Below are 12,759 nucleotides of genomic sequence, written 5' to 3'. Positions count from 1 at the left end.
TTAGGCACCTATACAAACATAACAAAATAATAAAGGGGGCTTAAAGTTGGAATTTAAAATTTTAGATTCTTTGAAAGATATATTGAAAGAAAAAGGAGATGGCAAATTAGAGAGTATTTTTGCATTTGGAATTTTTGAGGGAGATGAAGGCCGTTTTTTGCAAGACAAAAACCTTAAAGAGTTCGATTTTATATACAAAAGGTTGAAACGGATTAATTTTAAGGCAAAAAAAGGCAAGAGTACGATTATCGAATATCCGGTTTATTCCACTGTCTGCGGGGTAGGTAAAAAAGGTAAGTTTAATTACGATTCCATTAGATATTTCGCTTCAATCTCTTCGAAAATTTCCGAAACCAATAGGACCAAAGAAATAATATTGATAATTCCGGAATTATCCAGAGAATATTATACAAAAAGCGGTTTATTTTATCTGTCAGCGGCTGTTGCGGAGGGTGTCGAACTGGGTCTGTATAAATTTAAAAAATATATGACTAAAGATAACGAAAAAAATAATAATAAAATTACCGATCCGAAGGTCGTAAGGGTGTACTTTAGCGGTCTCAAAATAACCGAAGAATTGGTATATTCCGCCAAAGACGGTTTAGATTTCGGACAGAAAACATCTCTTGCGGCTAATTTTACGAGAGATCTGGCAAATGAACCCGGAAATGTCGTTACGCCCGCATATTTGGCAAATATTGCCGAAGAAATAGCGGAACGGAAAAATATGGAATGTGAAATATTTGACGAAGAAGAGATAATAAAGAAGGGAATGAACGCTTTTTATGGGGTAGGGCAGGGGTCTAAAAATCCTTCGAGGTTTATTCACCTGGTTTATAAGCCTGAAAATAAATCAAAAAATACTAAAATTAAAAGGGTTATACTAGTCGGTAAGGGTGTAACCTTTGATAGCGGCGGTTTATCGCTCAAGCCCTCCGATTTTATGACGACAATGAAATCTGATAAATCAGGGGCATGTGCCGTGCTCGGCATAATGAAATACATTGATGATTTCGACGTAAATTTAGAAATTCACGGCATTATAGCCGCCTGTGAAAACATGCCGGATGGCGGCGCTCAGAGGCCGGACGATATCGTTAAAACCCTCAGCGGGAAGACCGTAGAGATTGAGAATACGGATGCCGAGGGCAGACTGACCTTGGCAGATGCATTGTCCTTTGCTTCAAATATCGGGGCAGATGAAATTATTGACCTTGCGACGCTAACCGGAGCCTGTGTAGTGGCGCTCGGAGAATATACGTCCGGTGTTATGGGCAACGATAAAGAACTTATCGGCAACATCATATCTACAAGCCAAATCTCCGGTGAAAAAATGTGGGAGTTGCCTTTTGACGATGATATGAGAGAAAAACTTTTAAGTTCGGTAGCCGATATAAAAAATTTAGGGGGTAAATATGGTGGAGCTATGACGGCGGGTATGTTCTTGGAAGAATTCGTATCAGATAAAATCAAATGGTGTCATATTGATATAGCGGGTCCGTCTTTCACAAAGGCCGGATTTTCTTATAACCCCAAAGGGGCTACCGGTGTTGGGGTGAGAACGTTATTGTATTATTTGATTCAGCACAAGATTTAATTTTTTCTTTGATTAAATGGGTTTTGTGTGTTACTATAGTCAAAGTAGATATATGTAAAACGTAAGTAATAAAGGAGAGGCCGTTTGAATTCTTTCTTACCCATACTCATAATGCTCGTATTGGTCATATTGTTTGCTGTTTGCACGATTATGATATCTAATTTTATCGGCAAAAAAACATATGAAAAGGGGAAGTTAAAGTCTTATGAGTGCGGAGTGGAACCTACCGGCGAGCCGCATGTGAGGTTTGACGTCAAGTTTTATCTTATAGCCATATTTTTTCTTCTTTTTGATATTGAAGCCGTTTTTTTATTTCCATGGGCGGTCATTTTTATTAAATTAGGTTTTTTCGGTTTTATAGAAATGTTTCTGTTTATCGTGATATTAGTTATGGGTTTACTTTATGTATGGCTTAAGGGTGCACTCAAATGGGAATAGAAGAACATTTAGGCGATAATATTATTACGGCATCCATGGATAAGATTGTTTCATGGGGAAGAAAGTGGTCTATATGGCCGGCTACGTTTGGTCTTGCTTGTTGCGCTATCGAAATGATGGCTACCGCTTCTTCGAGATATGATTTCGATCGGTTGGGGTTAATATTCCGGTCAAGTCCGCGACAGGCGGATTTAATTATAGTATCGGGAAGAGTAGCATACAAGATGGCACCCATGGTAAAAAGAATTTACGACCAGATGCCTAATCCTAAATGGGTAATAGCCATGGGTGATTGTGCCTGTTCCGGCGGACTTTTTAATGTATATAGCATAGTACAAGGCGTCGACAAGATTATTCCGGTCGATATTTATATTCCCGGCTGTCCTCCAAGACCTGAGTCATTAATATATGGTATAGTTAAACTTCAGGAAAAGATTGGAAAGGGAACGATAAAAAAAGAAGCGCCTCCCAATGTTTTAAAATAAAAAAATAATTAATTATATTACAAACGACCTAGCATTAAAAATAATTAGGTAGAATTTTAACCACTAAAATGGATATTATGTTTGCATTAACTGTCATAAAGGAATCAAAATCCGGGCTGATTGTTTCGACTGACGTTCAGTGTGGTGATGTTCATATATTAATCAAAAAGGAAGGTTTACTTGAAATGGCAGACTTTCTAAAAACCGATTCCAGACTATCGTTTGATATGCTGAGCGATTTGTTTGCTGTAGATTATCCAAAAAGATCCGAGAGAATAGAGGTAGATTATAATTTTTATTCCGTAAAAAATAACTTTAGAATTTTTATTAAGGTTAGGAGCGGAATTGACGAAGCGGAATATCCGAGTCTTACTCCGCTTTATAATGCGGCAAACTGGTTTGAAAGAGAAGTTTACGATATGTTCGGGCTAAAATTTAAGGGACACCCCGACCTAAAAAGGATATTGAATCCCGATGACTGGGAGGGACACCCCCTTCTTAAGGATTATCCTTTAAGAAAAAGACCGGAACCAAGAGATATCGAGTTCGATGCGCCGGGATATGTCGAGTTAGAAAGAATATAATAATTTCTAATTAAAACGTTCTAATTTAGAACGTTTTCTAAATGACATGATTGAATATAAAGATTTTTTGATAGATGTAGGTAAATTTCCGCTGAATATAGGACCTTCGCATCCGGCTACTCACGGTGTTTTGAGGGTTTTAGTCCAATTAGACGGTGAAACCGTAGTTCACGCAGAACCCATAATAGGTTATTTACATACAAGCATGGAAAAGTGCGCGGAGTTTAAAACCTATCACCAGGCAGAGACCATTACGGATAGAATGGATTATGTTTCCGCTGCCTCCAATAATCTTGGTTATATCCTTGCGGCTGAAAAACTTTGCGGAGTCAAGGCGCCTAAAAGGGCGGAGTATGTCAGGGTGATTCTGGCGGAGTTTACAAGAATCAGCTCTCATCTCGTGTGGCTTGCTACTCATGCAGTGGATATAGGTGCATTAACGGAGTTTTTATACTGTTTTCGTGAAAGAGAATTAATATTAGATATAATAGAAGCTATTACCGGAGCGAGGATGACGCCTTCATTTTACCGTGTCGGCGGTCTTGCAATGGATATTCACAAGGATCATATAGAAAAGATAAGAGATTTTATTAAAATTTTCCCAGAGAAGGTCGACGAATATGAATCATTGCTTACAAAAAATAAAATCTGGTTGGAAAGAACCAAAAATTTGGGAATAATCTCTGCAGAAGATGCGATAAATTTTGCATTAACCGGGCCGTCTCTCAGGGGCAGCGGAGTGGACTACGACGTAAGGAAGGCGAATCCCTATTCAAGTTATGAAGATTTTGATTTTGACGTTCCCTTAGGTGATAGCGGAGATGTTTACGATAGATACTGGATTAGAGTAGAAGAGATGAGGCAAAGCCTCAAGATAATAAGTCAGGCTGTAGAAAATATTCCGGAAGGAGAGTACTTAAGCTATGACGAATACCCGCAATATGTTATACCCCCTAAAAAAAGAGCGTTGACTACAATGGAAGGCATGATATCGCTTTTCAAATATGGCATGGAAGGAATAAAACCGCCGAAAGGAGAGGCATATCAATCTATAGAAAATCCCAGAGGAGAATTGGGGTTTTATTTGGTGTCTGACGGCACGGCGTTTCCTTACCGCATGAGAGTAAGGCCGCCATCTTTTTGCAACGTAAGCGCCCTGAATGAAATGACTAAAGGGCATTTATTGGCGGATTTGATCGCCATTATGGGTAGTGTCGATATATTATTAGGAGAAGTGGACAGATAATGAGGGGACGACATGAAAATCATAGATAAAATCGGTTCAAAGTTAGACGTTTCGTACTTTAAGAAATCCGGTCATGCCGATATATCTTCTATACTTAATTGGAAAGGCGTGGTTTTGCTTGACGACAGGGATAATAAAGTCGACCTGGCAAGATGCTATATGCAGGAACTTCAAAAACTTTCCTGTGGCGTTTGTACCCCATGTATGATTGGAACTTCGGTTGCTTCGGATATTTTAGAACATATATGCAACGGGCAAGCTATCTTAAAAGATTTAGATAGATTAAGAAATCAATGCGATTGGATTTTGTCCTCCTCTAAATGCACCGTGGGCAATATGGGTCCGCTTGCCGTTACCGAACTGATCGACGATTTCAAACAAGATTTTGAAAACGCAATAATAAGCAAAGAATTCATACCGAGGGGGAATTACATAGCCCATTCGACTGCTCCTTGTATTAACGGTTGCCCGTCTAAGCTTGATATTCCGGATTGGATTGAAAGGGTCAGGGACGGCAGGTTTGAGGACGCCCTTGAATCCGCAAGGAGAAGCACCCCGTTACCCGGAATTTTAGGAAGGACATGTTTTCATCCCTGTCAGGATAATTGTCGCAGGGCAAACGTCGACGGGACCATTCAAATATGTTTAATTAGAAGATTTGCCGCCGATAGCGTATTTTATTCCGATATTAAACCAAAGTTTGCAATCAAAAGTAATGGAATTAAGGTAGCTATTATAGGCTCTGGTCCGGCCGGTTTGAGTTGCGCTTATTATTTACGCTTAATGGGATACAAGCCGGTAATATTTGAGGCATTACCTGTTTTGGGCGGAATGATGACAGTGGGTATTCCAAAGTACAGATTGCCGCAAGAGTTTTTAGACAAGGAGATCGGATATACCCTTTCCACGGGAATAGACTATAAATTGAATCAAAGACTCGGAACGGATTTTACCATACAGGATCTTTTTGAACAGGATTTTAAAACCGTTTTTATTGCGGTAGGCGCTCACAGGGGGCAAAATATAGGTTTACCCGGATCAGACGACGATCTTAAAGGTTTTTATGACGGGGTTAAGTTTTTGCGAGACGTTGCGCTTGGAAATAAAATAGATATCGGAAATAAAGTTATAATAGAAGGCGGAGGTAATGTTGCCGTGGATTGTTGCAGGACGGCAATAAGATTGGGATGCAAAGAAGTTGTAGTCGTGTATAGGAGGTCTAAAGAGCAAATGCCTGCAGCGCTTTACGAAATAGACACCGCTGTCAAGGAGGGGGTAAGATTTGATTTTTTAACTAACCCCGTAAGCATTATTCAAGAGAACGGAGCAGTAAAGGGTGTAGAATGCATAAGAATAAAGCTTGGAAGTATTGATAAAAGCGGTCGTAGAAGCCCGATTGAGATGCCGGGTACAAATTTCGACATGGAATGCGATTCATTTATTATGGCGGTAGGACAAGTCCCCGACCTTGATTTTTTAAAGGATTTACCGCAAATTAAAACGGCAAATAGGGATAGAATTATAGTGGCCGATAAATTTACCCATATGACGGATATGCCGGGGGTATTTGTCGGCGGAGATATTCTTACCGGTCCGCTCAGCATAGTCGATTCGAATCGTGACGGTAAAAATGCCGCAAGAAGGATGGACCAATATATAAGAACGGGTACCTTTGAGCCGACCGACGATTGTCTCTTTGAATACCTATTTGAAGAAATAGGCGTTTATGACAAGAAAGAAGTAATAGATTATACCGATTTTCCAAACGGAAACCCTGCGGCTAAACAGGTGGAAGAGCCGGTTGAAACCCGTATCGACAATTTTAAAGAGGTTGATAAGGGTTTAACGAGCGATGATGTTATTTATGAAGCCACAAGGTGTATGAGGTGTTATTTTCTTATGCTCGTGAAGTTCGAAGAGGAAAGCTGAATTAAAAAAATAAATACAAAAAATTTTTATTATAAATATTAGGGTTTAATTAAGTGGATATTGAAATATCAATAAATGATAAGAAGTTTATGACCAAATCGGGCATTACTATTCTTGAGGCTGCTGCACGGAATGGCATAAGAATACCCGTACTCTGCTATCTCGGAAGGCTCAAGCCGATCGGTTCTTGCAGGATTTGCGTAGTTGAGGTCAAAGGTATTAAAAATCCTCTTCCGTCTTGCGTCGCAAAGGTAAAAGAGGGGTACGAAATCCTAACCGATACCGAAAAAACATGGAATGTCAGGAAGATGGTGATGTCTCACCTTTTGCTCGAACACCCCCTTGATTGTCCCGTTTGCGATAAATCGGGTGAATGCATGCTGCAGGACCTCTCTTTTGAATTTGGCATGACTACTCAGGAGAATGAGAGAGTTTGTCCGGATAGGACGCATATATTCCAGAGTGACCTTATCGAGTATATGGCGACAAGGTGTGTTCTATGTTCCAGGTGTATCAGGGTATGTACTGATATGTACGGGAATCCGTTTTTTCAAATTAAAGATAAAGGATTTAACGGTTATATCGGATTAAAGGGAGACGACAGCTTGCAAACGGGCTCCGTTCCGTCGGAAAACTGTTCATTTACGGAAATTAAGAGTGATATAAATTATTTGGATTGCTATTATTGTGGAAATTGCGTGGAGGTCTGCCCCGTTGGTGCTCTTGTTTCAAAACCGTCGAAATTTAAAGAAAGATACTGGCAGGAATCCCCTTTTTCATCTGTTTGCGATAAATGCTCTGCCGCATGCAGGATGGAGTATTACAGATACGATAAGAATGAATCGTTGGTTAGAACCGTTTCCTTATTCGGCGGATATTTATGCAAAGCCGGGTTCTTTTACGAAGGCATAGGGAAAGACGACGGGTATTATATTCAATCCCCTCTCATTAAAAAGAAATCGATGTTCGAAGAAACGAGCAAAAAAGAGGCCGTAAATGAGTTTGTGTCGAGAATTGAAAGTATCTCTAAAAAAGGCGGAATGGAAAATACCGCCGTTTTGGTATCGCCGGGGATATCGACAAACGACGGTTTCGTAATATCTAATTTTGTAAAAAATGTTTTAAAACCGGCATATTTTGACATAGCCGAACCTGAATTTTATAGAATGAATTTTGACAAATTCAAGTCCATTTTTGAAAATGAGGAAAATTTTGATATTAAAACATTGCTGAATTCAGAAGTTATGCTGTATATAGGCTCCATAGAAGACGAGATACCGTATGTCTCATACAATATAATGAAAGCACACAGGGAACACGGAGGAAAGCTTTTACTCATAAATATTAAAAAATCCGCGAAAACGGGCTTTACGAGATTTGAAGATATTGCTTATATCAGACAGGATATTGAATTATCGTCCCTTCATGATTTTTTAAACGGTTTGCGACTAAATTTATGCGATTGCGACTCTGAAAAAGACGATGAAATGGTCAAAAGTATCCTAAAGGCGGATGTGGTTTCTATTTTAATAGGCGATTATCCAATGTCGGCATGTAATATGGACGATAATCTTGTTGCCATTAAAGAGATATCAGAGTTTTTGAGAAATAAAGAGAAAATTTCATATATTTTTCCGCTTATTAAATCGTTTAATTACAGGGGACTCGTCGACTCCGGACTGAATCCTTCAGGTAACTCCGGTTACGATTCCATATATTCCGGGTTTAATACCGGAAAAATAAAAAATCTTATATATATAGGTGATCCGGTAAATGATTACGTCACGAAAGAATTGATAAAATATGCGGCGGATTTAGAGTATCTGGCCGTTTTCTCTTCTAAAACAGGTATATTGTCTGCTATGGCAGATGTTGTCATACCGATAAAAGACTTTCTTGAGAGTAGGGATTCGTTTTATGAAAATTTTGAGGGTAAAACTATTAATTTAAATAACGATTTTAATCTTGGTCAATATAGATACGATATTATGGATGTTTTAACGGAAATTTCCGATAGACTTGGACGTCCGTTTAATGATATCAAGGGTGAGCTTTTAAATTTCACGAATTCGTTAAAAACCGGTGATGTGGTACGTTATAATAAGATCAAGCATCGAAGCAGGTTCTATTACGATACTAAATCTAATATGCTTTATTAAATTTAACTTTTATTAATAATATATATATCGGCATTATAAAACTATGGTATTTTGGCTTATCGTTGAAGTTATAAAAATATTAATTGTTTTTGTCGGCTTGCTTTTGTCGGCGGCATATTTAACCCTCTTAGAGCGTAAAATAGCCGCGAGAATCCAGAACAGAATGGGGCCCATGGAGGCAGGATTTCATGGTTGGCTTCAACCTATAGCAGATGGAATAAAACTATTTTTTAAAGAGGATATTATTCCGGCCGGGGCTAATAAGTTTTTGTTCCTCCTGGCTCCTATAATAGTAGTTATTCCGGCGTTGACGACTTTTGCCGTTATTCCGTTCGGTGCGCCTATAAAAATCATGGGTCATATAGTGCCCCTGCAGATTACCGACGTAAATGTAGGGATTTTGTTTGTCCTTGCAATGACTTCTCTCGGTATTTATGGCGTGGTTTTAGGGGGATGGGCTTCCAATAGTAAGTATTCTTTGCTCGGCGGCATAAGGACGGCGGCACAAATGATAAGTTATGAAATTCCGTTAGTTCTTTCTATAGTCGGTGTAATAATGATTGCCGGCGACCTAAGTTTGGCGGGAATAGTTTCTGAACAGTCGCATATGTGGTTTGTAGTTTATCAGCCGGTGGGTTTTATGATATATCTTATTGCGTCCACCGCAGAAATGAACAGGGTTCCTTTCGATTTAGGAGAAGCGGAAGGAGAAATCGTAGCAGGTTTTCACACGGAATATTCGAGCATGGAATTTGCGTTTTATTTTATAGGCGAGTATGCCCAAATGGTTGTAAACAGTGCCATAATAGTAACGTTATTCTTGGGCGGATGGCAAGGTCCCTTTCTTCCTTCGGTTTTATGGTTTTTGATAAAGGTGTTTTTCGTCGTACTCGTTTATTTATGGCTTAGATGGACTTATCCGAGACTTAGGTATGATGAGCTTATGGATTTTGGATGGAAGTTTTTGTTACCGTTGGCATTAGCCAATATTATAGTTACCGGTTTTATAATAATATTAATTCATGGATAAATGAAAATCATATGAATACCGAAAAACAGGAAAATTCGATTATAGAAATATCTAAAAATCTTTTAATAGGGTTAAAAACCACTATAAAGACTTTTTTTCGCAAACCGGTAACGTTTCAATATCCGAAAGAAAAACTTACCGTAGCTCCAAGATTTAGGGCTTTTCCCAAGCTTAACGTTTTTGGTGACGATTCTTTGAGGTGCGTAGCATGTTTTTTGTGTCAGACCGTCTGTCCGTCGGAGGCGATTAAGATAGAAGTAGATTATGTAAATTGCGGAGACAGTCACGAGCTTACGAGCAGACAAAAGCATAACCGCAGCTTAGACGGACTTAAACCCGGTACGTTTAATGACGGCAGAAGGCGCCCGTCTTCATTCGAGATAGATTTACTAAGATGTATTTGTTGCGGTTACTGTGAAGAAATTTGTCCCGAGGAAGCCATAAGCATGGGAAGTGACTATGAAGTAGCTTTTTGTAGCAGGGATGACGGAATATATGGAATAGAAAAGTTAGTTAAATCTCGATAGAATTATTTATTAAATTTTTAGATAGAAAACAGAGGTAAATTTTGGAAATACTTTTTTATGTCTTTTCATTTATTGCTATCTTTTCGGCCTTAATGGTTGTAACGATGAAAAACCCGTTAACGTCGGCGTTATATTTGATCTTATGTTTTTTTGCCATAGCCGGTTTTTATATAATATTAGATATGCAATTTCTTGCAGTCATGCAGATACTTGTATATGCCGGGGCAATAATGGTTCTCGTCGTATTAGTCATAATGCTGCTGAATCTTTCTAGTATAAAAAGTTTTAAGTCGAATTTGCATCAAGTTTTTATAGGTATATTGATTTCCATCATTATGTTTGCGGAAATATTTTTCTATATAAGTAAGGGTATTCAAAAAAAACCCGTCGGTATCTTTACACACGCATTGATTAAGAAAATAGGGAATACCCAGGTCATCGGCGAATTTTTATTTACTAAATATATATTTCCGTTTGAAATAGCTTCAATTCTTTTATTTGTCGCTATAATAGGGGCATACTTATTTGCCAAAAAGAAATTTTAATGGATAGGTGATTATTTATGAACGATTACCTGATAGTTGCAAGCGCAATTTTCTGCATAGGAGCCCTCGGAGTTCTTACGCGGAAGAATCTAATAATTATATTTATGAGTTTAGAGCTCATGTTTAATGCGGCGAATTTGGGTTTTGTAGCCGTTTCCAATTATCTTCATCTTATAAACGGGGATATATTCGTTATTTTTGTCATGGTGGTTGCTGCGGCAGAGGCCGCGGTTGCACTTGGTATCGCTATAGCATTTTTTAGAGAGAAGGGTACGATAGACATAGATAAAGCGAATGAATTAAAATATTAAAACTAAAAAGGTAGATTAAGGTGGATTATAAAGTATTAATAACATGGTTGATCCCGTTATTTCCTCTTTCCGGCTGGCTTTTATGGGGATTATTCGGGAAATATTTTAAAGGTTACTCGGGGTATTTTGCCAGCCTTTTCGTAGCTGCATCCTTTATTTTATCGGTAATTCTTTTTATTATCGTATCTTATTCCCACGGGTTCACAAGTACGTTGTATCCATGGATACATGCCGCAAACTTTAGGGTAGGAATATCGGCAGTTATAGACAGGCTTTCCGTCGTTATGCTCGTCATGGTTACCGGTGTCAGCACTATCGTCCATGTATATTCCATCGGTTATATGAAGGGAGATAAAGGTTTTTCGAGGTATTTTTCATTTTTGAATCTCTTCGTATTTTCGATGATTATGCTTGTAATTTCAAATAATTTACTTCTTCTATATGTATTCTGGGAAGCAGTCGGATTCTGTTCATATATTTTAATAGGATTTTGGTATGAGAAAAAATCAGCTTCGGACGCAGGGAAGAAGGCCTTTATAGTCAACAGGGTAGGGGATGTCGGTTTTGCAATAGGTATTTTTCTATTATTTGCGACGACCGGTACTCTGAATTATGAAGCCGTCTTTAAAATGATCCCGATGATCCCCGTCTTTACTACTACGGTTATCGCGCTACTTTTATTTGTCGGAGCCATTGGAAAGTCGGCACAGCTCCCTCTGCATATATGGTTGCCGGATGCGATGGAAGGTCCTACCCCCGTCAGCGCGCTTATACATGCCGCAACCATGGTTACGGCCGGTATCTATATGATTGCAAGGTTTCATATTATTTTTTCTTATTCTCCGGTTGCATCGGAAGTCGTTTTGACAATAGGAACGCTTAGCGCTTTTTTTGCGGCATTTATTGCGTTAACGCAGTTTGATATGAAGAGAATTATAGCATATTCCACTATAAGCCAATTGGGCTATATGTTTATGGCCGTCGGTATCGGTTCTTATACCGCCGGAATTTTTCACCTTATATCGCATGCAATTTTTAAGGGATTGCTTTTTTTGACCGCCGGTAGTGTTATGCATGCACTTGCAGGTGAATTAGATTTGAGAAAGATGGGCGGATTATATTCAAAGATGAAAGTCACGGCTATTACGTTCATTGTCGGTGCTCTCGCTTTATCCGGAATACCGCCTTTCTCTGGATTTTTTAGTAAAGATGCAATATTGGCAGATACTTATAATAAGGGTTTTTACTTCGCATGGGTAATAGGGGAATTAGCTGCATTTATGACGGCTTTTTATATTTTTAGACTGATATTTCTTGCTTTTTTTGGAAAGTCTAATCTTGACTCGAAAGTACATGCGCATGAGTCCTCTAAGATGATGACTATTCCGTTAATAATAATGGCTTCGCTTGCGGTTATAGTGGGTTTTCTCGGTGTTCCGCCGTTCAATACGTCCATATTTTATAATTTCTTACATGTAGACTTTAAGAATGCCTATAACTTTAGCCCGTTTATAAAGAACGCTCCATGGTATCTTTTAAGTCTCGTATCTGTTTTAGCGGGGCTTTCCGGGATATTTGCGGCATACTTATTGTATATTAAAAAGATTGTTATACCGGAATGGCTCAAAAGTACCTTTAAGCCGATATATGCATTATCTTACAATAAGCTATATGTTGACGAGATATATGATTTTTTAATAATCAAACCCTTACTCGCTTTCTTTAATTTTTTGTGGAAGATCGTAGACGTTTCGGTTATAGACGGCGCGGTCAATGGCGTAGCTTCAAGCTTTGCTTTCTTTTCGGTTAAGGTGAAGAAGATTCAAAACGGAATGCTGATGAGTTATATTTTAACGCTGTCAATAGGCGTTGCGGCATTGCTTTTTTATTATTTTATCAGGTAAATTT

General features: G+C 38.6%; 12 protein-coding genes. All 12 read left to right on the top strand.

Going from position 1 to position 12,759, the window contains the following annotated elements; translation table 11 throughout:
• The first annotated feature begins 46 nt into the window (after positions 1–46).
• Positions 47–1,597 carry a leucyl aminopeptidase gene (locus ACMCNP_RS03055; protein WP_419313662.1) on the top strand — a complete coding sequence of 517 codons (1,551 nt, stop codon included), beginning with the start codon at positions 47–49 and terminating at the stop codon, positions 1,595–1,597.
• A gap of 111 nt (positions 1,598–1,708) precedes the next feature.
• Positions 1,709–2,035 carry an NADH-quinone oxidoreductase subunit A gene (locus ACMCNP_RS03050; protein ID WP_419314360.1) on the top strand — a complete coding sequence of 109 codons (327 nt, stop codon included), beginning with the start codon at positions 1,709–1,711 and terminating at the stop codon, positions 2,033–2,035.
• Positions 2,026–2,520: a NuoB/complex I 20 kDa subunit family protein gene (locus ACMCNP_RS03045; RefSeq protein ID WP_419313660.1), complete on the top strand. Its 495-nt coding sequence runs from the start codon at positions 2,026–2,028 to the stop codon at positions 2,518–2,520. Before ACMCNP_RS03050 ends, ACMCNP_RS03045 begins: the two co-directional genes overlap by 10 nt.
• A 77-nt stretch (positions 2,521–2,597) precedes the next feature.
• Positions 2,598–3,104 carry an NADH-quinone oxidoreductase subunit C gene (locus ACMCNP_RS03040; RefSeq protein ID WP_419313657.1) on the top strand — a complete coding sequence of 169 codons (507 nt, stop codon included), beginning with the start codon at positions 2,598–2,600 and terminating at the stop codon, positions 3,102–3,104.
• 46 nt (positions 3,105–3,150) lie between these two features.
• On the top strand, positions 3,151–4,350 hold the full coding sequence (nuoD, locus tag ACMCNP_RS03035) for an NADH dehydrogenase (quinone) subunit D (RefSeq protein ID WP_419313654.1): 1,200 nt from the start codon (positions 3,151–3,153) through the stop codon (positions 4,348–4,350).
• A 12-nt stretch (positions 4,351–4,362) separates the two neighbouring features.
• Complete coding sequence (locus ACMCNP_RS03030; protein ID WP_419313651.1) at positions 4,363–6,279, top strand: FAD-dependent oxidoreductase; 1,917 nt, start codon at positions 4,363–4,365, stop codon at positions 6,277–6,279.
• Positions 6,280–6,332: 53 nt separating this feature from the next.
• Positions 6,333–8,438 (top strand): 2Fe-2S iron-sulfur cluster-binding protein, encoded by a 2,106-nt coding sequence (locus ACMCNP_RS03025; RefSeq protein WP_419313648.1) that lies wholly within the window; start codon positions 6,333–6,335, stop codon positions 8,436–8,438.
• A gap of 43 nt (positions 8,439–8,481) precedes the next feature.
• A complete protein-coding gene (gene nuoH, locus ACMCNP_RS03020; RefSeq protein ID WP_419313646.1) occupies positions 8,482–9,468 on the top strand; it encodes an NADH-quinone oxidoreductase subunit NuoH in 987 nt (328 codons plus the stop codon).
• Between the two features lie 11 nt (positions 9,469–9,479).
• Positions 9,480–9,995, top strand: coding sequence for a NuoI/complex I 23 kDa subunit family protein (locus tag ACMCNP_RS03015; protein ID WP_419313643.1), 516 nt, complete (start codon positions 9,480–9,482; stop codon positions 9,993–9,995).
• A gap of 41 nt (positions 9,996–10,036) precedes the next feature.
• Positions 10,037–10,540, top strand: a complete 504-nt coding sequence (locus tag ACMCNP_RS03010) for an NADH-quinone oxidoreductase subunit J family protein (RefSeq protein WP_419313640.1) — start codon at positions 10,037–10,039, stop codon at positions 10,538–10,540.
• Positions 10,541–10,557: 17 nt separating this feature from the next.
• Complete coding sequence (nuoK, locus tag ACMCNP_RS03005; RefSeq protein WP_419313637.1) at positions 10,558–10,851, top strand: NADH-quinone oxidoreductase subunit NuoK; 294 nt, start codon at positions 10,558–10,560, stop codon at positions 10,849–10,851.
• A gap of 20 nt (positions 10,852–10,871) precedes the next feature.
• Positions 10,872–12,755 carry an NADH-quinone oxidoreductase subunit L gene (gene nuoL / locus ACMCNP_RS03000; RefSeq protein WP_419313635.1) on the top strand — a complete coding sequence of 628 codons (1,884 nt, stop codon included), beginning with the start codon at positions 10,872–10,874 and terminating at the stop codon, positions 12,753–12,755.
• The last annotated feature ends 4 nt before the right edge of the window (positions 12,756–12,759 follow it).

The organism is Candidatus Acidulodesulfobacterium sp. H_13 (genome assembly GCF_048541835.1).
In the GTDB taxonomy this organism is placed as follows: Bacteria; SZUA-79; SZUA-79; order Acidulodesulfobacterales; family Acidulodesulfobacteraceae; genus QIJE01.
This window is presented reverse-complemented; position numbering and strand designations above follow the sequence as displayed.

Coding starts and splice junctions, on each gene's coding strand:
- ACMCNP_RS03050 (WP_419314360.1), top strand. CDS start 1,709: ATGCTCGTATTGGTCATATTGTTTGCTGTTTGCACGATTATGATATCT.
- ACMCNP_RS03045 (WP_419313660.1), top strand. CDS start 2,026: ATGGGAATAGAAGAACATTTAGGCGATAATATTATTACGGCATCCATG.
- ACMCNP_RS03040 (WP_419313657.1), top strand. CDS start 2,598: ATGTTTGCATTAACTGTCATAAAGGAATCAAAATCCGGGCTGATTGTT.
- nuoD (WP_419313654.1), top strand. CDS start 3,151: ATGATTGAATATAAAGATTTTTTGATAGATGTAGGTAAATTTCCGCTG.
- ACMCNP_RS03030 (WP_419313651.1), top strand. CDS start 4,363: ATGAAAATCATAGATAAAATCGGTTCAAAGTTAGACGTTTCGTACTTT.
- nuoH (WP_419313646.1), top strand. CDS start 8,482: ATGGTATTTTGGCTTATCGTTGAAGTTATAAAAATATTAATTGTTTTT.
- ACMCNP_RS03015 (WP_419313643.1), top strand. CDS start 9,480: ATGAATACCGAAAAACAGGAAAATTCGATTATAGAAATATCTAAAAAT.
- nuoK (WP_419313637.1), top strand. CDS start 10,558: ATGAACGATTACCTGATAGTTGCAAGCGCAATTTTCTGCATAGGAGCC.